At 70.8% G+C, this 20,572-nt stretch carries 17 protein-coding genes; 11 read left to right on the plus strand and 6 right to left on the minus strand.

The window, feature by feature from the left end; genetic code table 11:
• Nucleotides 1–163 precede the first annotated feature (163 nt).
• Nucleotides 164–1,366, minus strand: coding sequence for an N-acetylglucosamine-6-phosphate deacetylase (locus J2S35_RS07570; protein ID WP_309851750.1), 1,203 nt, complete (start codon nt 1,364–1,366; stop codon nt 164–166).
• Between the two features lie 115 nt (nt 1,367–1,481).
• On the opposite strand from J2S35_RS07570, the gene J2S35_RS07575 reads away from it, so the two are divergent.
• Together J2S35_RS07575 and glmM are read left to right on the plus strand one after the other, a co-directional pair.
• Complete coding sequence (locus tag J2S35_RS07575) at nt 1,482–2,213, plus strand: glucosamine-6-phosphate deaminase (protein WP_309851752.1); 732 nt, start codon at nt 1,482–1,484, stop codon at nt 2,211–2,213.
• A 124-nt stretch (nt 2,214–2,337) separates the two neighbouring features.
• Complete coding sequence (gene glmM / locus J2S35_RS07580) at nt 2,338–3,681, plus strand: phosphoglucosamine mutase (RefSeq protein WP_309851755.1); 1,344 nt, start codon at nt 2,338–2,340, stop codon at nt 3,679–3,681.
• 211 nt (nt 3,682–3,892) lie between these two features.
• Here the strand turns inward: glmM and mscL are convergent, their stop codons facing one another.
• Complete coding sequence (mscL, locus tag J2S35_RS07585) at nt 3,893–4,270, minus strand: large conductance mechanosensitive channel protein MscL (protein WP_309851757.1); 378 nt, start codon at nt 4,268–4,270, stop codon at nt 3,893–3,895.
• Between the two features lie 107 nt (nt 4,271–4,377).
• Complete coding sequence (gene coaA / locus J2S35_RS07590) at nt 4,378–5,358, minus strand: type I pantothenate kinase (RefSeq protein ID WP_309851760.1); 981 nt, start codon at nt 5,356–5,358, stop codon at nt 4,378–4,380.
• A 70-nt stretch (nt 5,359–5,428) separates the two neighbouring features.
• Between coaA and glmS the strand changes: the two genes are divergently transcribed.
• Both glmS and J2S35_RS07600 read left to right on the plus strand, forming a co-directional pair.
• Complete coding sequence (glmS, locus tag J2S35_RS07595; protein ID WP_309851763.1) at nt 5,429–7,315, plus strand: glutamine--fructose-6-phosphate transaminase (isomerizing); 1,887 nt, start codon at nt 5,429–5,431, stop codon at nt 7,313–7,315.
• A 180-nt stretch (nt 7,316–7,495) separates the two neighbouring features.
• Nucleotides 7,496–7,849, plus strand: coding sequence for a holo-ACP synthase (locus tag J2S35_RS07600; RefSeq protein ID WP_309851767.1), 354 nt, complete (start codon nt 7,496–7,498; stop codon nt 7,847–7,849).
• A 54-nt stretch (nt 7,850–7,903) separates the two neighbouring features.
• On the opposite strand, the gene J2S35_RS07605 is transcribed toward J2S35_RS07600, so the two are convergent.
• Complete coding sequence (locus J2S35_RS07605; RefSeq protein ID WP_309851769.1) at nt 7,904–9,301, minus strand: sugar transferase; 1,398 nt, start codon at nt 9,299–9,301, stop codon at nt 7,904–7,906.
• A 408-nt stretch (nt 9,302–9,709) separates the two neighbouring features.
• Between J2S35_RS07605 and alr the strand changes: the two genes are divergently transcribed.
• Genes alr through tsaD form a run of 4 tightly spaced genes read left to right on the plus strand, consistent with a single transcriptional unit; the run spans nt 9,710 to nt 13,755 of the window.
• Nucleotides 9,710–11,428 (plus strand): alanine racemase, encoded by a 1,719-nt coding sequence (gene alr, locus J2S35_RS07610; protein ID WP_309851772.1) that lies wholly within the window; start codon nt 9,710–9,712, stop codon nt 11,426–11,428.
• Complete coding sequence (gene tsaB / locus J2S35_RS07615; protein WP_309851774.1) at nt 11,421–12,185, plus strand: tRNA (adenosine(37)-N6)-threonylcarbamoyltransferase complex dimerization subunit type 1 TsaB; 765 nt, start codon at nt 11,421–11,423, stop codon at nt 12,183–12,185. Before alr ends, tsaB begins: the two co-directional genes overlap by 8 nt.
• Nucleotides 12,182–12,679, plus strand: a complete 498-nt coding sequence (rimI, locus tag J2S35_RS07620; RefSeq protein WP_309851777.1) for a ribosomal protein S18-alanine N-acetyltransferase — start codon at nt 12,182–12,184, stop codon at nt 12,677–12,679. The genes tsaB and rimI overlap by 4 nt, the downstream gene beginning before the upstream one ends.
• Nucleotides 12,676–13,755: a tRNA (adenosine(37)-N6)-threonylcarbamoyltransferase complex transferase subunit TsaD gene (gene tsaD / locus J2S35_RS07625; RefSeq protein ID WP_309851780.1), complete on the plus strand. Its 1,080-nt coding sequence runs from the start codon at nt 12,676–12,678 to the stop codon at nt 13,753–13,755. The genes rimI and tsaD overlap by 4 nt, the downstream gene beginning before the upstream one ends.
• A gap of 61 nt (nt 13,756–13,816) precedes the next feature.
• On the opposite strand, the gene J2S35_RS07630 is transcribed toward tsaD, so the two are convergent.
• Nucleotides 13,817–14,998, minus strand: coding sequence for a glutamate--cysteine ligase (locus J2S35_RS07630; protein WP_309851783.1), 1,182 nt, complete (start codon nt 14,996–14,998; stop codon nt 13,817–13,819).
• Nucleotides 14,999–15,137: 139 nt separating this feature from the next.
• Between J2S35_RS07630 and J2S35_RS07635 the strand changes: the two genes are divergently transcribed.
• On the plus strand, nt 15,138–16,841 hold the full coding sequence (locus tag J2S35_RS07635) for a glycoside hydrolase family 3 N-terminal domain-containing protein (RefSeq protein WP_309851785.1): 1,704 nt from the start codon (nt 15,138–15,140) through the stop codon (nt 16,839–16,841).
• A 92-nt stretch (nt 16,842–16,933) separates the two neighbouring features.
• On the opposite strand, the gene J2S35_RS07640 is transcribed toward J2S35_RS07635, so the two are convergent.
• A complete protein-coding gene (locus tag J2S35_RS07640; RefSeq protein ID WP_309851788.1) occupies nt 16,934–18,232 on the minus strand; it encodes a class I SAM-dependent methyltransferase in 1,299 nt (432 codons plus the stop codon).
• Nucleotides 18,233–18,411: 179 nt separating this feature from the next.
• On the opposite strand from J2S35_RS07640, the gene groES reads away from it, so the two are divergent.
• Both groES and groL read left to right on the plus strand, forming a co-directional pair.
• Nucleotides 18,412–18,708 carry a co-chaperone GroES gene (gene groES / locus J2S35_RS07645; protein ID WP_309851791.1) on the plus strand — a complete coding sequence of 99 codons (297 nt, stop codon included), beginning with the start codon at nt 18,412–18,414 and terminating at the stop codon, nt 18,706–18,708.
• An 86-nt stretch (nt 18,709–18,794) separates the two neighbouring features.
• Nucleotides 18,795–20,408: a chaperonin GroEL gene (gene groL, locus J2S35_RS07650; RefSeq protein WP_309851794.1), complete on the plus strand. Its 1,614-nt coding sequence runs from the start codon at nt 18,795–18,797 to the stop codon at nt 20,406–20,408.
• Nucleotides 20,409–20,572: the final 164 nt, after the last annotated feature.

Consider the following 20,572-nt stretch of genomic DNA (forward strand, 5'->3'; position numbering starts at 1 on the left):
GCCCCGTCACGGAAGTGGCGGGGCCTTCCCGCGTTCGGGGACCCGGTGCAGCGCACCGGGGCCTGAGGATCAATTAAGCGGTTAACTCGGATCCCCCCTTGGAGGGCCGTCTCCCTCGAACTCAGTGTGGGCGGCGTCCTGCCCGCGGTGGGGCGCGGCCGGCTCAGCCCAGGAGAAGGGGCGCGGGGCTCCCCGGGACAAGAAGACCAGCTCCCTCGAAACCGGGAACGCGATCCAGGCCGAGCGCGGCAGCAGGCGTGACGGTCGCCGCCCGTACAGCCTCCTCCGCTGGAACGCCCCAGTCCATGACGTTGAGCACAGCTCGGTCCATGGTGAGGGTGCTGCCGGCGATGGCGCCGCCCTCGTCGAGGCGGGCCACCCCCTCCCGCACGGTGACGCCGAGCCCTCCGAGCAGGTAGTGGCCGTCGGGGCGCCCCGTCGCCGCCATGGCGTCGGTGATGAGCGCGATCCGGCCGGGCGCCGACGCGAAGAGCAGGCGAGCCATCGGCGGGTGGACGTGGATCCCGTCCGCGATGAGCTCCACCGTGACGTGGGAGGAGTCGAGCGCCGCGGCGATGGGGCCCGGGGCGCGATGGTGCAGCCCTCGCATGGCGTTGAAGGCGTGGGTGAGAATACTGGCCCCCGCGTCGAACGCGGCCCGCGCCGTGTCGTAGTCGGCGTCGGTGTGGCCCACCGCCACACGAACCCCCTGCGAGACGAGGTATCGAGTGACGACGAGCCCTTCGTCGAGCTCGGGGGCCAGTGTGACCTGTCGGAGTGCTCCGGCGGAGGCCTCCAGGAGCCGCTCCGCGAGGGCGCGAGTGGGGCGGATCAGCGCGTGCTCCGCGTGCGCGCCCTTGTGCAGCCGGGAGAGGCAGGGGCCCTCGAAGTGGATGCCAGCGAGCGAGGGAATCTCGGCTCGCGCGGCGGCGATCCTCGCGGCTGAGATCTCAAGCGAGGCGGGAGGGGCTGCAACGAGTGACGCCGTGAGGGCGGCCGTCCCGTGACGAGCGTGCTCGGCCGCAATCGCCCGATGCCCGTCCGGGTCCTCGAATGAGCAGCCGGCCGCCCCGTGCACGTGGTTGTCGACGAAGGCCGGCGTCAGGGTCATCCCGCCGGCGTCGAGCACCGCAAGGCCGTCGTCGTGCCGGAAGGCCGCATCCCGCCAGCCCGAGCCCACGCCGCTGCGGACGATCACGCCCTCCTCCACGAGCGCCCACTCCGGAGCCCCCGCGGTCCACGGCCGCCCGGAGTGCACGAGGACGCGCGCAGCGGGGGGCTCGGTGGAGGTGCGTGGGGCGCTGGAACGCGGCGGCTCAAGGGTGCCCTGCGCGCGGAGGGCGTCCTGAAGGGGGAGCACGTTCACGAGGCGCCTTTCCACGAGGATTCCGGGGCGCGGGCCCCTGCGCCCTGATTCTAGCCCCGCGGCGGTGCGGACGCCCGGGGGCGCCCGTTCACCCCTGGCCGGTAAAATGCGCCGCATGGAGATCATCGTCGAGGACAGCGCAGAGGCCGCCGGCGAGACGGGGTCCCGAGCGGTCATCGACGCCCTCGCGTCTCGCCCCGATCCCGTGCTGGGACTGGCCACGGGGTCAAGCCCTGAGCACCTGTACGCGAGCCTGGCCCGCGCGTCCGCCGAGGCCCGGTTCGACCCCCGCCGCGTCACGGCCTTCGCCCTCGACGAGTACCTTGGCCTCGATCCCGCGCACCCGCAGAGCTACAGGAGCGTGGTGGACCGGGAGGTCACACGACCGCTCGGGCTGGATCCCGCGCGCGTGCACGTCCTGGACGGTGGGGCGAGGAATGCCGACGCCGAGTGCCGTGCCTACGAGCGGGCCATCCAGGCCGCAGGGGGCGTCGACATCCAGATCCTGGGCATCGGGGCAAATGGGCATATTGGGTTCAATGAGCCGGGCTCCTCGTTCCAGAGCCGGACGCGCAGGCAGAGGCTCGACGAACGCACCCGGCGGGACAACGCGAGGTTCTTCGGCGGCCGAATCGAGGACGTCCCACAGGAGTGTCTCACTCAGGGGATCGGGACCATTCGGGAGGCGCGGCAGATTGTTCTCGTGGCCAGCGGTGCGGGCAAGGCCGAGGCTGTGTCCGCCATGATTCAGGGGCCCGTGGGGGAGCACTGCCCGGCCACGGCGCTTCGATCTCATCCGAGCGTCCTCGTCCTCCTGGACCGTGAGGCGGCCTCACAGGTGCGCTGATCCGCGACGGCGCCCCGGCGCCCGCCCCGACGCCGCACGGGACCGGGCCGCGGCGGCTCAGACGCGGGCGCTCCCTGCCCGCCGGCGTCGCGCGAACACGCCCAAACGGCCTAGGATATAGCCGATGACTAGGTTATTTGGCACGGATGGCGTGCGAGGAAAAGCGAACGAGCTCATCACGCCAGAATTGGCGATGGGCCTGGCTCAGGCTGCTGCCGTGGTCCTGGGGCGGGAGGAGTCGAAGCGCGAGCGGCCCGTCGCCGTCGTCGCCCGCGACCCCCGCATCAGCGGCGAGTTCATCTCCGCCGCGATCGAGGCGGGACTCGCAGCGAGCGGCGTGGACGTCTACGACGCGGGCGTCCTTCCCACGCCGGCCACCGCCTTCCTCGTGGCGGACCTCGACGCGGACTTCGGCGTCATGATCTCTGCCTCGCACAACCCGGCCCCGGACAACGGCATCAAGTTCCTGGCCCGCGGCGGCAAGAAGCTCTCCGACGAGCTGGAGGACCGCATCGAGGCACAGCTTGAGCAGCCGGCCCCGCGTCCCACCGGCGGTGCCGTCGGTCAGATCCGCCGCTTCTCCGACGCCGAGGACCGCTACGTCCTCCACCTTCTCTCCACACTTCCGCACCGGCTCGACGGCCTGACCGTCGTCCTCGACTGCGCGCACGGGGCCGCAAGCGGCTGCTCGCCCGAGGTCTTCACGGACGCGGGCGCCAAGGTCATCGTCATCGGCGCAGAGCCCAACGGCATCAACATCAACGAGGGATACGGGTCCACCCACCTCGAGAAGCTTCAGGCGGCCGTCGTCGAGCACGGCGCGGACCTCGGCATTGCGCACGACGGCGACGCCGACCGCTGCCTTGCCGTGGACCACGAGGGCACGGTCGTGGACGGCGACCAGATCATGACGATCCTCGCTCTCGCGCTCAAAGAGGCGGGCAAGCTCGCCGACGACACGCTCGTCGCCACCGTCATGAGCAACCTTGGGCTCAAGCTCGCCCTCACGGAGGCGGGGATCACGGTCAAGCAGACGGCCGTCGGGGACCGCTACGTCCTTGAGGGCATGCGGGACGGCGGCTTCAACCTGGGCGGCGAGCAGTCCGGCCACGTCATCTTTGCGGATTTCGCGACGACGGGCGACGGCGTCCTCACCGGCCTGCAGATTGCCGCGCGCGTGGCCCAGACGGGCAAGAGCCTCAAGGAGCTCTCACAGCTCATGACGCGCCTGCCGCAGGTCCTCATCAACGTCAAGGACGTGGACAAGGCGCGCGTCTCCTCCAACGAGACCGTCCAGTCCGCTGTGGCGGCGGTGGAGGCCGAGCTCGGCGAGACGGGCCGCGTCCTCCTGCGGGCCTCCGGCACGGAGCAGCTCGTGCGAGTCATGGTCGAGGCCCCCGACGCGGACACGGCCCAGGCCAAAGCGGACGAGCTCGCCGACGTGGTCCGGCGCGAGCTGGCGCTCTGAGCAATCCAGGGGCGGGCCCGGCGGCCCGCCCCTGGTGCTGGGGTCGGCAGTTGCCCGCCCTGCTTGATGCGGGCCGCGCCCGCCAGAGGCAGAACAGACGCAAAAAAGGCGGCCCTCCCCGGGTTGGGGAGGGCCGCCTTTGTGTCCCTGCGTCAGACGAGCCGGGCGAATGGCCGCCGCAGCGCGCTGATGCTAGGTGCGGTCAGCGGGATCAGCGGGTGCGAAGCGCGTCGCGGATCTCCGTGAGGAGAGCGACCTGCGGGTCTGCCTCTTCCTCGGTCGGGTTGATGCCGAGCTTGCGGTTGCGGCGCTCGATCATCTTGTTCATCGGCATGACGACGACGAAGTACAGAGCCGCCGCGACGATGAGGAAGTTGATAATGGCGGTGAGCAGCACACCAACCTTGACGTCGCCCCATGCGAGGAAGCTGTCGAAGTTGGGGGACTGGAACAGGCGCGCGATGAGCGGCATGAGCACGTTCGCGACAAGCGCGTCGATGACCTTGCTGAATGCGGCGCCAAGAATGACGGCGACGGCAAGGTCGACGACGTTGCCCTTCATGATGAAGTCTTTGAATCCTTTAAGCATTCACTCAGCTTAAAGTCTTATGGGCAGGAAGGAAAGCTGTTAGGGCCCTTTCCAGCGGATGTGTCGGACATCATGGGGAGGGGGTGCGGCCTTCCGGGAGGTCGCCTCTAGGTTTTGCGGAGGAGCATTCGCCGGATGCCGTGGTCCGGCCCCTTGGAGAGGACGAGTTTTGCGCGTCCGCGCGTCGGAATGACGTTCTCTCGCAGGTTGGGCTCGTTGATCCGCGTCCAGATGCCCTTGGCCGTCGCTGCGGCCTCCTCGTCCGAGAGGGTCGCATAGCGGTGGAAGTAGGAGTCAGGGTCGCTGAAGGCGCCGCTGCGGAGCTTCATGAACCGCTCGATGTACCACCGTTCAATTGAGGCCGTCGGGGCATCGACGTAGATCGAGAAGTCGAAGAAGTCGCTCAGGGCGAGCCCCTGCGTCCCGTCGCTGCGCAGCCTCGCGGGTGCCAGCACGTTGAGGCCCTCGACGATGAGGACGTCAGGCCGCCGGACGATCACCTCGCGCTCAGGGACAATGTCATACGTCAAATGGCTGTACCAAGGTGCGCGCACCTCGTCCGCGCCGGACTTGACCTCGCTGACGAACCGCAGCAGGCGGCGTCGGTCGTACGACTCGGGGAAGCCCTTGCGCTGCATGAGGCCCCGGCGCTCCAGTTCGGCGTTCGGGTAGAGGAAGCCGTCCGTGGTCACGAGCTCGACGTTCGGCGTCCCCGGCCAGCGGCGGAGGAGCTCGCGCAGCACGCGCGCCGTCGTCGACTTCCCGACCGCCACGGAGCCCGCTACGCCGATGACGAACGGCGTGCGCTCGACGTCGTCCTTGAGGAAGGTGCTCGTGGCGCGGTGGAGCTGCTCGGCGCCCGAGACGTACAGGTTGAGGAGGCGGGAGAGCGGGAGATACACCTCGGCCACCTCGCGAAGGTCCAGGCGGTCTCCCGTTCCTCGCAGATGCGCGATATCAGCAGCGTCGAGGGGCTGCTCCAGGTCGTTGGAGAGGCGCGCCCAGTCCTCGCGGCTCAGCTCCACGAAGGGAGTGAAGCCCTGGCTGCCCGGGGCACGGGAGGAGAGAAGTTCGGATTCGGAGGTCACTCCGCAATTCTGCCTCACGCCCAGCGACTGGCCACGGACGAGGCCCGCCGCACCCGCTAGGATGACTCGTATGTGTGGAATCGTTGGATATGTGGGCAACGCCCCCGCCGCAGGCAGTGCGGACAGTCACCAGCACTCGGCTCTCGACGTGCTCATCGAAGGGCTTCGGCGCCTCGAATACCGTGGTTACGACTCGGCGGGCGTCGCCGTCCTGACGGACCAGGGGATCGAGAGCCGCAAGAAGGCAGGCAAGCTCGCCAACCTTGAGGCGGAGCTCGAGGCCAGCCCCCTCCCGGTCGCGTACACGGGCATCGGCCACACACGCTGGGCCACGCACGGCGGCCCCACGGACCGGAACGCGCACCCGCACGTCGTCGACGGCGGCAGCCTCGCGCTCATCCACAACGGCATCATCGAGAACTTCGCGGAGCACAAGGCCGCGCTTGAGGCCGACGGGGTCGAGTTCGTCTCCGAGACGGACACCGAGGTGGCCGCCGCCCTCCTCGCCAAGGTCTACGACACGGAGTCTGAGGGTGACCTGACGCGGGCCATGCAGCTCACGTCCCAGCGCCTTGAGGGTGCCTTCACGCTTCTGGCCATCCACAAGGACCACCCGGGCGTCGTCGTCGCCTCCCGCCGCAACTCGCCGCTCGTCATCGGGCTCGGCGAGGGCGAGAACTTCCTCGGCTCGGACGTCTCGGGCTTCATCGACTTCACCAAGCGGGCCGTCGAGCTTGCGCAGGACCAGGTCGTCACCATCACGCCCGAGTCCTTTGAGATCACCGACTTCTTCGGCAGCCCCGCCCAGGGCAAGGAGTTCACGGTCGACTGGGACGCGGCGGCCGCCGAGAAGGACGGCTACCCCTCCTTCATGGAGAAGGAGATCCACGACCAGCCCGAGGCCGTGCTCCAGACTCTCCTGGGCCGCTCGGACATCGACGGGCGCCTGACGCTCGACGAGATGCGGATCGACCCCGAAGAGCTCAAGAAGATCGACAAGATCATCGTCCTCGCCTGCGGCACCTCGGCCTACGCAGGCCACGTTGCCAAGTACGCCATCGAGACGTGGTGCCGCATTCCCACCGAGGTGGAGCTCGCACACGAGTTCCGCTACCGCGAGCCGATCATCACGCCGACGACCCTCGTCGTCTCCCTCTCCCAGTCCGGCGAGACGATGGACACGCTCATGGCCGTCCGCTACGCCCGCGAACAGGGCGCGCGCACCATGGCCATCTGCAACACGAACGGCTCCACGATCCCGCGCGAGTCCGATGCCGTGCTCTACACGCATGCAGGACCCGAGATCGCCGTGGCTTCCACGAAGGCGTTCCTCGCGCAGATCGTCGCCGCCTACCTCCTCGGCCTGTACTTGGCCCAGCTGCGCGGCAACAAGTTCCAGGGCGAGATCAAGGACATCCTCGCGGACCTCAACAAGATTCCCGCGAAGATCCAGTCCGTCCTCGACAACGCAGACCCAATCCGCGAACTGGCCCGCTCGATGAAGGACGCGGACTCCGTGCTCTTCCTCGGCCGCCACGTCGGCTTCCCCGTGGCCCTTGAGGGTGCCCTGAAGCTCAAGGAGATCGCCTACATCCACGCGGAGGGCTTCGCTGCCGGCGAGCTCAAGCATGGCCCGATCGCGCTCATCGAAGAGGGCCAGCCGGTCTTCATCGTCGTGCCGTCACCCCGCGGCCGCGACTCGCTCCACGCGAAGGTCGTCTCCAACATCCAGGAAGTCCGCGCCCGCGGCGCCCGCACCTTTGTCATCGCGGAGGAGGGGGACGAGGCCGTCAAGGCGTACGCCGAGGAGGTCTTCTTCATCCCGGAGACGCAGCCCCTCCTGGCACCGCTCCTCGCGACGGTTCCGCTCCAGATCTTCGCGGCAGCCCTCGCCGGCGCGAAGGGCTACGACGTGGACCAGCCCCGCAACCTCGCGAAGTCGGTCACGGTGGAGTAGCCCTCCCTCAGAGAGAACGACGACGGCGCTCCCGCCCGCCCCTGCCCAGGGGCGAGCGGGGGCGCCGTTTCCGTGGGGGTGCCGCCGTGGTGCGGCCCGGGTGTCAGAATGGGGTGGCGCAGTCCGCAGCCCACGCAGACGGGGCACGGCAGGGAACGCGAACCACAGGAAGGGGAGATCGTGATCCGGGGAATCGGCATCGACGTCGTGAACATCGAGCGCTTCGCGGAGACGATCCGCCGCACGCCCGCGCTGGTCGGGCGGCTCTTCACGGCGAAGGAGAGCGAGGGCCTCACAGCCCGATCCCTGGCGGCCCGGTTCGCCGCCAAGGAGGCACTGGCCAAGGCGCTGGGCGCACCCGGGGGCCTGGCGTGGCACGACGCCGTGATCGAGGGCGGCCGGGGCGAGCCCCCGGTTATCCGCCTCACGGGGACCTGCGCGGACCGGGCGGCTCAGCTCGGGGCCACACGGTGGCACGTCTCCTTGACGCACGACGAGCCCGTAGCCCAGGCCGTTGTCATCCTCGAGGGGTAGATCTCCGCGGGGGAGAGGGGCCGCCAGGCGCCGTCGTCGTGCAGAGAAGGGAGGCTAGTACGCGCCCTTGGACGCCACGACCGCCCGGAACGTCTTGAAGATGATGAGGACGTCCTGCGCGAGGGACCAGTTCTCGACATAGTAGAGGTCCAGGCGGACCGTGTCGTTCCAGGAGAGGTCCGAGCGCCCAGAGACCTGCCAGAGGCCCGTGATGCCCGGCTGGACGAGGAGGCGGCGGTGCACATGGTCCTCGTACTTCGCGACCTCGCGCGGAAGCGGTGGGCGCGGGCCCACGAGGCTCATCTCGCCCTTGAGGACATTGAGGATCTGGGGCAGCTCGTCAATGGAGTAGCGGCGGATGAAGCGGCCGACGCGGGTGATGCGCGGGTCGTCCTTGATCTTGAAGAGGACCTCGTTTCCCGCATCCGTCTCGGGGGCGAGCGCCGAGACCTTGGTCTCCGCGTCGGTGACCATCGAACGGAACTTGTGCATCTGGAAGCGCTTGCCATTCTTGCCCACTCGCTCCTGGTTGAAGACCACAGGCCCCGGGGAGTCCAGCTTGACGGCGAGGGCCGTGGCAATGAGGACGGGGGAGAGGAGGATCGCCGCGAGCGAGGCGAGGACGACATCGAAGGAGCGCTTGAGGAATGCGTTGATGCCGCTGAGGCGGGGAGTCGAGACGTGGATGAGCGGCAGGCCGGCGATGGGCTGGGTGTGGATGCGGGGGCCGGCGACGTCGGTCAGCGCGGGCGCCATGATCAGCCGGATGTGGCGGTCCGCGAGCTCCCATCCGAGCCGGCGGATGGCGCGCGGGGACAGTGACGCGCTCGAGGAGATGGCCACCGCGTCGAGGCGGTAGTCCTCGATGGCGGCGAGAATGCCGTCCACCTGGAGGCTTGTGCCGGCCACGGGCAGGGGAAGCTCGTCACCGTTCGGCGCGGTCCGGGAGAAGCCGGGGAGGTACGCGACGATCGGGTCGTATCCCGCCTGGGGATGGGCGGACAGGGACGAGTGCAGGTGGAGCACGCTGCTCGGGCTGCCGAGGAGCATGACTCGGTAGTTCCAGTGGCCAGCGAGACGCGCCTGGATGAGCCTCCGGCGCCAGAACGCACGCGAGAGGAGCAGGAGGAGCAGGCCTGCCGGGAGGGCGATGGCGACGTAGCCGCGGGACGTGTCCACGCGGGAGAGGTAGGACAGGATGGCGATGGCGCCGAAGAGAGACAGCGTTGCGGAGACGGTGCGCTTGTACTCCTCGAATCCCTGGCCGAGAATGCCGGGTGAGCGGGACCCCCACAGACCCAGGAAGACCCACCAGACCACGGCGATGATGGCCGTCACGGACCAGTAGGAGGTGGCGGTCTCGTCCACGTGGAGCTGCTCGCGGGTCAGGCCGAAGCGCCAGATGTTGGCTGTGGTCAGGGCCAAGAACACCATGATGGCGTCGCTGAGCATCAGCTTGCGAGCGGCGGACCGGGACCAAGTGTGAGCTGAGGGGCGTTCGGGCATCGGCGCGTTTTATCCTGACAACGAAGACCTATGGGGGGACAGTGATCGTCAGCCGTGGGGACAGCCAAACTGCAGTCTGCGACAAGGACGTGCGGGACCATGAACAGTCCGCGGCCTTGTCATCCTTGGGTGAGGGGACCGGATGGGCCGCGGCATGGGGGTGCGTAGACGGATCAAATAACGCGCGCTACGCCGCAGATTTCATAGTTACGATTGTAACTGAACTCGACGAAGACGGGCGCGGAGCGCCGTCCACGTCACGGGCGCGGCCAGGGGAGGCCCGGCCACGAGCTCGGCGTCGGATGCCTGGGCTCGGCCCGCCGAGCCCAGGCCGAACGGAAAGTGAAGAGCGCAATGCGAGACGCATACGGGACCGTGACCATGCTGCCGGAGAGAGCCGCCACCGTGGACCTCGGCGCGCTCGTCTCCAACGCACGGAGCATCGCGGCTCGGATCGCCCCCTCCCGCCTCATGACCGTCCTCAAAGCGGACGCGTACGGGCACGGGGCAGCGGCCGCCGGGCGCGCGCTCGCGGGGGCCGGCTTCAGGGACTTCGGGGTCGCGCACGTGAGCGAGGCACTCGAGCTGCGGGAGGCCGTTGGCCCCGAGCCGCGCATCCTCGCCTGGCTGCACACGAGCGCCACGGACTTCGCAGCGGCCCTGCGCGCGGGGATCGAGCTGGGTGTCAACGGCTCAGAGCTCGACGCCATCCTCGAGGCCGCCCGCGCAACGGGCTGCACGCCCCGACTGCACGCGATCGTCGACACGGGGCTCGGCCGCAACGGGGCCGTCTCCGAGACGTGGGACGCGTTCTTCGCGCGCCTCGCGGAGTTGTCGGCGAGCGGCCGCGCCGTCGTCGTCGGCATCATGAGCCACCTGGCCGTGGCCGACGAGCCCGGCCGTCCCGAGACGGACCTCCAGCGGCAGGCTTTTGAGCGGGCCGTGGAGACGGCCGGGCGGCATGGGCTGAGCCCCCTGCAGCGGCACCTGGCCAACACGCCCGCTTCCCTCGTCCGCGAGGATCTGCGCTACGAGATGTGCAGGGTGGGCCTGGGGCTCTACGGCCTCAGCCCCTTCAGCGACCGGGCGGCCGAGGAGTTCGGGCTCCGGCCGGTCATGACGCTCTCGACCCGAGTCTCCCTCGTCAAGCGCGTCGAGGAAGGTCACGGCGCCTCGTACGGGCTCCTGTGGACGGCGCCCACGCCGACGCACCTCGGGCTCGTGCCGCTCGGGTATGCGGACGGCATTCCGCGCGTGGCGGAGGGGCTGCGTGTGCGGATCGGCGGGGTGGACCAGCCTGTGGTGGGGCGCATTGCCATGGACCAGATGATCGTGGATCTGGGCGCTGACGAGTCGGCGATGGATCTGCTCGGGGCGGACGCCGTCGTCTTCGGAGCGGGAGGGCAGCCGGTTGAGGACGTCGCCGCCGCGGCGGGCACGATCAACTACGAGATTGTCACGCGCATCTCCCCGCGCGTGGAGCGGGTCTGGACGGAGCCCGAGGGCCTGGGCGCGCTCGTGGGGCCCTCCGGCTCGCGGGTCTTCGCCGCGGAGACGGCCGAGGAGATGCGGGCGCTCGGGGCGAGGCTCGGACAGGTCCTGGAGCCCGGCGACGTCCTCGTCCTCACGGGCGACCTCGGCGCGGGCAAGACGACCCTGACCCAGGGCATCGCCGAGGGGCTCGGGGTCAGCGGCCGCGTCACGTCTCCGACCTTCGTCCTCGCCCGAGTCCACCCCAACGACCCCGAGGGCCCGAGGCCCGGCGGGCCCGACCTCGTCCACGTCGACGCCTACCGGCTCGGCGACGAAGGCGGCCTCGACGGGCTCGCGCTCGAGGACACGGCCCACTCCAGCGTGACCGTCGTCGAGTGGGGCGAGCACCTGCCTGCCGGGCTCGGCACGCGCACCGTGAGGGTGCGCATCGGGCGCGCGGGCGCGCCTGACACGGTGACTGAGGCGGACGGGACCCTTGACTTCGGGTCCGACGACGCGGCCGCCGACCCGCGAACCATTTCCGTCTCGCTCGACGCCCCCGCGGCGGCAGCAGGGCGCGAGGAGAGCCAGAATGACTGAGAACCGCACCGCCCCCGCCTACGTCCTGGGCATCGACACCTCGGCCCGCGCGAGCGTCGCCGCCGTGGACCTCGCGGACCCCGAGGGGGTGCTCGCCTCCGAGGAAAGCGGCGACGCGACATCGCACGCCGAGGAGCTCGCCGGCATGGTCAGCCGCCTCACGCAGCGCTGGGGCCGCCCTGCCCGCGTGGCCGTCGGCATGGGGCCGGGGCCCTTCACCGGACTGCGCGTGGGCGTGGCCGCCGCGGAGGCCCTGGCCTTCGCGTGGGGCGTGCCCCTCGACACGGTGGACTCCCTGGACGCGCTGCGCGAGGACGTGGTCAGCGCCGCCCCCGCCCCCGCCGGGAGCGAGGACGAGACGACACCGCCCGCGCAGAACGGGGGCGAGGCCCTGCTTGTGGCCACCGACGCCCGCCGCCGCGAGATCTACTGGGCGCTGTACTCGCCGGAGGGCCGCCGCCTGGCAGGCCCTGCCGTGGGCGCCGCGCGCCAGGCCGCCGAACGGGCCCGGGAACTCTGGCCCGGGGCCATGAGCGTCGTCGGCGAAGGAGCGCTCCTCTACGCTGATGCCCTCGACGAGGCCCTGCCGGCCGCGCGCCGCCACCTCGGAGAGGCCGCGCGCCCCTCCGCTGCCGGCGTGGCGCGCATTGCCGCCCACGCCCTCGCAGCCGGCGCGGCGCTGCCCAGGCTCGGCGTGCAGTACCTCCGCGACTCGGACGCCAAGCTGCCAGCGCAGCGTGGACGGGCCACGGCGTGACGGGGGAGAGCGCCCTGCCCGCAGCTGCCGGAGCCGCCCGGTGGCGCCACCTCCGGACGGACGACCTCGATGAGATCATGGGGCTCGAGGACCAGCTCTTCGGCGCCGACGCCTGGCCCCGGGACGGCTTCGAGGCGGAGCTCCTCCAGCCGGAGACACGGGAGTATGTTGCCGCTGAGGCGGGCGGGCGGATCATCGCGTACGGAGGCATCATGTGCGTGCCGCCCATCGCGGACATCCAGACCATCGGCGTCGCCCGCGAGGCCCAGGGGCGCGGGCTCGGGCGCGCGCTGCTCCGACGGCTCGTCGAGGCGAGTCGCGCCCGCGGGGCCGAGGACATCCTCCTCGAGGTGCGCGAGGACAACGCGCCTGCCCGCGCGCTCTACGAGAGCGAGGGCTTCTCCCAGATCCACGTCCGCAAGCGCTACTACCGTGACGGGTGCGACGCCCTCATCATGCAGCTGAAGCTCACACCGACAGGAGACCCCCGATGACCGCACGCGACGAGCCCCTCGTCCTCGGGATCGAGTCCTCGTGCGACGAGACCGGAATCGGGATCGTCCGCGGCCAGACGCTCCTCGCGAACGCCGTGGCGAGCTCGATGGACCTTCACGCCGCCTACGGGGGCGTCATCCCCGAGATCGCGGCCCGCGCCCACGTCGAGGCCATGGTGCCCACCCTCCAGGCGGCGCTCGCGGAGGCGGACGTGACGCTCGAGGACGTCGACGCGATCGCCGTGACCGCGGGCCCCGGTCTCAACGGCGCCCTCATGGTCGGGGTCGCGGCGGCCAAGGCCCTCGCGCTCGCGGCGAACAAGCCGCTCTACGGGGTCAACCATCTCGTGGCGCACGTGGGCGTCGCCGTCCTCGAGGGCGGGAGCCTCCCAGACCGCCTGGGCGCCCTCCTCGTCTCCGGGGGGCACACCGAGATCCTTCGGGTGCGCTCTCTGGCCGACGACGTCGAGCTGCTCGGCTCAACCATCGACGACGCTGCGGGGGAGGCCTACGACAAGGTCGCCCGGATGCTCGGACTGGGATACCCCGGCGGCCCCGTCGTCGACCGCTTGGCCGCGGAGGGGAATCCGAAGGCCATCCGGTACCCGAGGGGGCTCACGCTGCCGAAGTTCACGGGGACGGCGGAGGAGCCGGGCCCGCACAGGCACGACTTCTCGTTCTCCGGCGTCAAGACAGCCGTCTCGAGGAGCCTCGACCACTTCGAGCGAGAGGGCCTCGAGGTGCCCGTGGCGGACGTCTGCGCGAGCTTCCAGACCGCAGTGGCGGACGTGCTCACGGCGAAGGCGGTCCGCGCGTGCCAGGAGCACGGGCTGGACACCCTCCTGCTTGGGGGAGGCGTCGCCGCCAACGCTGGGCTGCGGAGGCTGCTCGCGGCGCGGTGTCAGTCCGCAGGGATCACCCTGCGCGTACCCCCGCTGCGGCTCTGCACGGACAACGGGGCGATGGTCGCCGCGCTCGGGGCGCACCTCGTGGCCCACGGGGTGGAGCCCTCGGGGCTGGACTTTGCGACGGACCCGTCCCTGCCCGTGACCCGTGTGAGCATCCCCGCCGCCTGAGCGCGCACGAGAAGCCGGGGGCCAGCCGAGAGGGCTGACCCCCGGGGCGGCGCCCGTGCGCCTAGGCCTTCGGGTGTCCTGCGGCCGCCGTGGGGAGCTCGTTGTTGCGCAAGCGCGCGACGCCGTCGAGCACCACGGCCGTCAGGTCCCCGCTGGCCTGCTCGGCGACCCAGCGCTGGCGCTGGTAGCCGGCCCCGGCCTCGATGATCGCGAGGACGTCCTCGAGCTGCTCGGCGCATCCGAGGGACTCGGCGATGGGGCGCAGACGAGGGATGACGTCCTCCGCCAGGTGCTCGGTGACGAGGCGCTCGGTTCCCTCCCGGTCGAGGATGACGATCGCCTCGAGCCCGTAGCGGGCCGCGCGCCACTTGTTCTCCTTGACGTGCCACGGCTGCAGCGGCGGCACCTCGACCCCCGCGTCGACGGCGGCGCTCGTCTCGTGGACGAGGCACTGGGTCAGGGAGGTGATGGCCCCGATCTCGCGGAGGCTCGCGAGCCCGTCGCACACGCGCATCTCCACGGTCCCGAGGTTCGGCACGGGGCGGATGTCCCACCGGATCTCGTTGAGCTCGTCGACGACGCCCGTGCGGAACATGTCCTCAACGTAGCCCTCGTACTCGGACCAGTCCGAGAACTGCCAGGGCAGGCCCGCCGTCGGCAGCTGCTGGAAGATCAGGGCGCGCTGGGATGCGTAGCCGGTCTCGTCGCCGCTCCAGTAGGGGCTCGAGGCGGTGAGCGCCTGGAAGTGCGGGACGTAGCGGGCCAGCGTGTTGACGACGGGCAGGGCCTTGTCCACTGAGTCGATCCCGACGTGGACGTGGACGCCGTAGATGAGCATCTGCTGGCCCCACCACTGGGTGCGGTCGAGAAGCCGCGAGTAGCGCTCCTTGTCCGAGACGCTCTGCAGGCGGGGCCCGCCGAACGGGTGGGAGCCCTGGCAGTAGAGCTCGACGCCGAGCTCGTCCGTCACCGCGCGCAGCTCGTCGAGGCAGCCGCCGAGATCCGCGATGGCCTCGGGGACGGTCGAGTTGACGCCCGTGACGAGCTCGACGGTGTTCTCAAGGAGCTCCCGCTTGATGAAGGGGTGCTCGTCACCCTGTGCGAGCCCCTTCTGGCGGGCGATGGCCGCGGCCAGGACCTCGGGTGCCTTGGGGACCAGGTCGCCCGTGGTCGGGTCAACCAGTGCGATCTCCCACTCGAGACCCAGGGTGGACTGCGCCGACTTCGCAAAATCGATCTTCACGGTGCTCCTGCTGTCGTTGACCTCGGCCCGGGGCGGACGAGGTCAACTCAGCATACTAAGGACGCGCCGCTAGACTGGCCGCGTGCCCCATACCCTGAGACTCCGTAGCCTTGCCGCCTCCGTTTCCGCGCTCTCCTGCGTGGCTCTCCTTGCATCCGGCTGTTCCGGCGCACCCGAGCCGCAGGCGTCGTCGTCGGCCTCGCCCTCCGCGTCCTCCTCCGGGACGACGACGGGGAGCACGCCCAGCACAGGCCCCGCCGCGAGCCCCTCTGCGAGCCCCTCCGCGAGCGCCAGGGCCAGCGCCTCGCCGAGCGCCTCGGACCGCCCGGAGCCGCTCGAGGACAAGCTGGCAGGGCCCAGCGAGGAGCAGTACGAGACGGCCAAGAAGTACGTCCAGGGGATGAGCACCGCGGACAAGGCCGGTGCCGTCCTCGTGCAGAAGTATGCCGGCACGGACCCGAACCGCGCGGCCGCACTGGCGCGGGACCTGAAGCTCGGCGGCACGATCATCATGGGCGACAACATCCCCATGGGTGCGGATGGGGCCGCCGACCTGGACGAGCTCAGGTCTGCCCTCTCCACGCTCACGGCCGGGGTGAAGAGCCGCCCGTGGGGGAGCATCCTCACGATCGACCAGGAGGGCGGGGCCGTCGCGCGGCTGCGGGCGCCCCTGACCGAGTGGCCCACGCCCATGACCTTCGGCGCCGCCGGGGACACCACGCGGACGGAGAAGGCGGCGGCCGCGATGAACTCCGAGCTCGGCGGGCTGGGGTTCAACCTCAACAATGCGACGCTCGCGGACATGACCATCGGAGCGGACGACCCGACGATCGGGGCCCGCTCCTACGGCTCGGAGCAGGGCCTCGTCTCGCGCATGGCCGTCGCAAGCATCGAGGGGGCCGCGAAGGCGGGCGTCGTCACGAGCGTCAAGCACTTCCCGGGTCACGGCTCCGTGACGACCGACTCGCACGTCGGCCTGCCTGTGCAGAAGAAGTCCCTCGCCGAGCTCAAGAGGACGGACTTCGTCCCGTTCCAGCAGACCATCGACGCGGGGGCGAGCGTCATGATGATGGGCCACATCGAGGTCCCGGCCCTCCAAGCCGGCGTGCCGTCCTCCCTGTCCGCGCCTGCGTACAGGCAGCTGCGCTCCATGGGGTTCACGGGCGTCATCATGACCGACGCGCTCAACATGGGCGCGATCACCGAGCAGTACGGGGCCTCCGAGGCGGCGGTCAAGGCCCTCTCGGCGGGCGCTGACCTGCTGCTCATGCCGGAGGACGTCGCCGAGGCCCACTCCGGGATCGTCTCCGCCGTCGCCGCGAAGAAGATCCCCGTGTCGCGGCTCGACGAGGCGGCCACGCGCGTCGTCGCCCTCGGTCTGTGGCAGAAGTCTCTCGTCGCTCAGCGCATGAGGGTTGCGGAGCCGGGGAGCGGGGCGGACGCGGCGCGCTCCGCCAGCGCGGCCGGTGCCACGCTCCTCACGGGGCAGTGCACGGGCCGCCTGCTGCCCTCGAAGACCGTGACGCTCGTGTCCGGGACGGCGGAGGAGAAGCAGCGATTCATGGACGCCGCGAAGGCCGCCGGGCTCACCGTGGGCCCGGGGGGCAGGCGCGTCGCGCTCGCGGCGGACGGCTCCGCGCCCGTGGACGCGGACATCGCGGTGGCCACGGACGGGCCCTGGGTCCTCGCGTCCTCGCCCGCGAAGGTCAAGATCGCACTGTACTCGTCCACGCCGCCGGCGTTCGCGGCCCTCTCAGCCATCCTCCTCGGAACGGTCAAGCCCGGCGGTCACCTGCCCACGAAGGTCGGGACGTATCCGGTCGGCACGGGCTGCGGCGAGTAGGCTCCTCCGCCTGACAGCCGCAGGCGGGCCCCTGCGGCGCGGGTGCCGACGCGCGGCCGCCGCGCCGACTGAGCGGAGGCCGGCCGCTCGCCCTACGCCTCCGGCTCGACGACGACCGCCACCCGGTTCTCGCCGTGCCGTGTCAGGACGATCGTCGCCGGGCGTCGCGGCTTGCGCCCCGGCTTGGACCCCGCGAGGAGCGTCTTGCGCCACTGGGCCGGGTCGGCGTCGATCCCGCGCTTCTTGATCGTCAGCTCCGTCACCGCGTTGCGGGCCACCCAAGCCTTGAGGCGCTTGGTGTGCAGGGGAAGGACCTCGCGGACGCGGTAGGCCGCGGCGAACGGGTGCCGCGCTGTTCCGGGCCAGGCCGCGGCCGGCGAGAGGAGGTAGGCGATCTCGGGCGCGAGGAGGTCCGCGTCGAGCTCCACGGCGAGGTCTTCGACGAGCCCGGCCCTCATCACAGACCCGGCCGGCTCCCACAGGACGTCTCCGGGCTCGATGCTCGGGGCCGTGGCGGGAGGCTCGGCAGTCTCGGTGGCGCGGGGGCGCTCACGGACGTCCTCGCCCGACTCGGAGATGACCACGGCCCGCAGGCGCGGCGACTCGCGGGGGCCCAGGATGAGCGCCTCGCTCGTCTCCCGGCGGTGGGTCGTCCAGTCGACGTCGAAGCCCTGGGGCGCGTCCGCGGCGTCGAGAGCCGGCCCGAGCTTGGCGGCGATGACCCGGCCAGACGACCGCTCGGCGAGGCGCGCGATCCTCGACAGCGGCGGGGAGAACGCCTCTGGATCGAACCGGCGGCGGCGCCCCTGCGGCCCGCCCTCGCGGCGCGCCGGGTCGAACCACACGGACCAGTCCGCCCACTCATCCTCGAAGGCCCCGGCCTCCATGAGGGCGACGACGTCCCCGACGACGACGCGGGCGCTGCCGCCGCGGGGGTGCTGGGCCAGGTTCCACGCTGTCAGCGAAGCCGTCTCGGGGTCGATCTCCACGGCGACGACCTCCAGGCCCGCGTCGAGGAAGGCCAAGGAGTCCGTGCCGAGCCCGCATCCGGCGTCGACCACCCTGCGCGCCCCCGCCTCGACCACGAGGCGAGCGTGGCGGGCCGCGAGCTCGGCCCGGGAGGCCTGCTCGAGTCCGGCCCGCGTGAAGAGCATCGACGCAGCACGGGCCCCGAGGCGCGGGGCCGCGGATGCCCTGAACGCGCGCTGGCTCAGCGCCCACGCGGTCTCCTCCGGGGAGTGCCCGGCGGAGCGAAGGGCCGACGAGTGCGCCAGCGCGTCGTCGGCCGATGACGGGCCCAGCGCCTCAGCCGCCCGAAGAGCGGAGAGGTGACCGGAGGGGACGGGGGCGGGCGCTCGGAGGTCCATGACCTCAACGCTATCGGCTGGCACTCGTCTTGACCGAGTGCTAACGCTCGTCCTACAGTTCAAGAAGAGCGCGCGCCCCATGCGAGCGCTCACGCTCGCCCCTCAAGGCCACCGCGCGGCACCGCGACGACGCGCGAACACCACTGGCCGCGAACCGGGGGAGCGCTGAACTTCTGAAGCTGACAGCAAAGGAGAGAGCCGAAGTGTCGGTCTCTATCAAGCCCCTCGAGGATCGCATCGTCGTCCGCCCGCTCCAGGCCGAGCAGACCACTGCCTCTGGCCTCGTGATCCCGGACACCGCCAAGGAGAAGCCCCAGGAGGGCGAGGTCGTCGCCGTCGGCGCCGGCCGCTTCGACGAGAAGGGCAACCGCATTCCCGTTGACGTCTCCGAGGGCGATGTCGTCCTCTTCTCCAAGTACGGCGGCACCGAGGTCAAGGTCGGAGCTGAGGAGTACCTCGTGCTCTCCGCTCGTGACGTCCTCGCGATCGTCACCAAGTAGCACCCCACGCACCGGCCCCGCGGCAGATCGAACATCACCGCCGGGGCCGGTTCGCGTCTGTCACGACTGACACTAGGAGAAGCCACATGGCCAAGCAGCTGGAATTTCACGAGGACGCTCGCCGCGCCCTCCTGGCGGGCGTCGACAAGCTCGCCAACACCGTCAAGGTGACCCTCGGCCCCCGCGGCCGCAACGTCGTCCTCGGCAAGCAGTGGGGCTCGCCCACGATCACGAACGACGGCGTGACCATCGCCCGCGAGATCGAGCTCGAGGACCCGTACGAGAACCTCGGCGCGCAGCTCGCCAAGGAAGTCGCCACGAAGACCAACGACGTCGCGGGCGACGGCACGACCACCGCCACGGTCCTCGCCCAGGCCCTCCTCACCGAGGGGCTGCGCAACGTGGCCGCCGGCGCCGCGCCCTCCGAGCTCCGCCGCGGCATCGAGGTCGCCGTCGACGCGGTGTCCGAGCGCCTCCTCGCCAACGCCGTCGAGGTCCAGGGGCACGAGCAGGTGGCGCACGTCGGCGCCATCTCCGCCCAGAGCCAGGAGGTCGGTGAGCTCCTCGCCTCCGCCTTCGAGAAGGTCGGCAAGGACGGCGTCATCACCATCGAGGAGTCCTCCTCGACGAACACCGAGCTCGTCGTCACCGAGGGCATGCAGTTCGACAAGGGCTACCTGTCCCCGCACTTCGTCACGGACGCGGAGCGCCAGGAGGCCGTCCTCGAGGATGCCCTGATCCTCGTGAACTCCGGGAAGATCTCCACGGTTCAGGAGTTCCTCCCGCTGCTGGAGAAGGTCCTCCAGGAGAAGAAGCCGCTGCTCATCATCGCCGAGGACGTGGAGGGCGAGGCCCTCTCGACGCTCGTCGTCAACAAGCTCCGCGGCACGCTCAACGCCGTCGCCGTCAAGGCCCCGGGCTTCGGCGACCGCCGCAAGCAGATGATGCAGGACATCGCCACCCTCACGGGTGCGCAGGTCGTCTCCCCGGACCTCGGCCTCAAGCTGGACCAGGTGGGCCTCGAGGTCCTCGGCACGGCTCGCCGCGTCACGGTGACGAAGGACTCCACGACCATCGTGGACGGCGCGGGCGATGCCTCCGACGTGCAGGATCGCGTCAAGCAGCTCCGTGCCGAGTACGAGCGCAGCGATTCCGACTGGGACCGCGAGAAGCTCCAGGAGCGCCTCGCGAAGCTCTCGGGCGGCATCGGTGTCATCAAGGTCGGCGCTGCCACCGAGGTGGAGCTCAAGGAGAAGAAGCACCGCATCGAGGACGCCGTCTCCTCGACCCGCGCGGCGCTCGACGAGGGCATCGTGCAGGGCGGCGGCTCCGCGCTCGTCCAGGCGCTCAAGGCCCTCGATGAGAGCGACGACGTCAAGGCCCTGACGGGCGACGCGGCCACCGCCGTCGACCTCGTTCGCCGTGCACTCGTCCAGCCGCTGCGCTGGATCGCCCAGAACGCGGGCGAGGACGGGTACGTCGTCGCGCACCGCGTCGCTGAGCTCCCGCTCGGCCACGGCTACAACGCCGCCACGGGCGAGTACGGCGACCTCATCGCAGCCGGCGTCATCGACCCGGTCAAGGTGACCCGCTCCGCGCTTCGCAACGCGGCGTCCATCGCCTCGCTCGTCCTGACGACGGAGACCCTCGTCGTCGACAAGCCGGCGGAGGACGAGGCCGGCCACGGCCACGCCCACTGACGCTAGCGCGTTGATCGCCGTCCCGGTGGCCGAGAGGCCGCCGGGACGGCGATTTTTTTCTGCCCGTCGGGCGGGCAGCGGCGGGGCGGTTCTCTGCGAGCCGTTGGACGTCGGGTCCCCGTGTCATTAGCATTTGAAAGTTAGGGGTCCAAGCGGGTTTTGGT

This window comes from Falsarthrobacter nasiphocae (genome assembly GCF_031456275.1).
In the GTDB taxonomy this organism is placed as follows: Bacteria; Actinomycetota; Actinomycetes; order Actinomycetales; family Micrococcaceae; genus Falsarthrobacter; species Falsarthrobacter nasiphocae.

Bases quoted from the DNA above. Each gene is read 5' to 3' on its own strand.
- groL (WP_309851794.1), top strand. From the start codon at position 18,795: ATGGCCAAGCAGCTGGAATTTCACGAGGACGCTCGCCGCGCCCTCCTG.
- tsaB (WP_309851774.1), top strand. From the start codon at position 11,421: ATGACTGAGAACCGCACCGCCCCCGCCTACGTCCTGGGCATCGACACC.
- alr (WP_309851772.1), top strand. From the start codon at position 9,710: ATGCGAGACGCATACGGGACCGTGACCATGCTGCCGGAGAGAGCCGCC.
- mscL (WP_309851757.1), bottom strand. From the start codon at position 4,270: ATGCTTAAAGGATTCAAAGACTTCATCATGAAGGGCAACGTCGTCGAC.
- J2S35_RS07575 (WP_309851752.1), top strand. From the start codon at position 1,482: ATGGAGATCATCGTCGAGGACAGCGCAGAGGCCGCCGGCGAGACGGGG.
- tsaD (WP_309851780.1), top strand. From the start codon at position 12,676: ATGACCGCACGCGACGAGCCCCTCGTCCTCGGGATCGAGTCCTCGTGC.
- J2S35_RS07605 (WP_309851769.1), bottom strand. From the start codon at position 9,301: ATGCTCAGCGACGCCATCATGGTGTTCTTGGCCCTGACCACAGCCAAC.
- glmM (WP_309851755.1), top strand. From the start codon at position 2,338: ATGACTAGGTTATTTGGCACGGATGGCGTGCGAGGAAAAGCGAACGAG.
- glmS (WP_309851763.1), top strand. From the start codon at position 5,429: ATGTGTGGAATCGTTGGATATGTGGGCAACGCCCCCGCCGCAGGCAGT.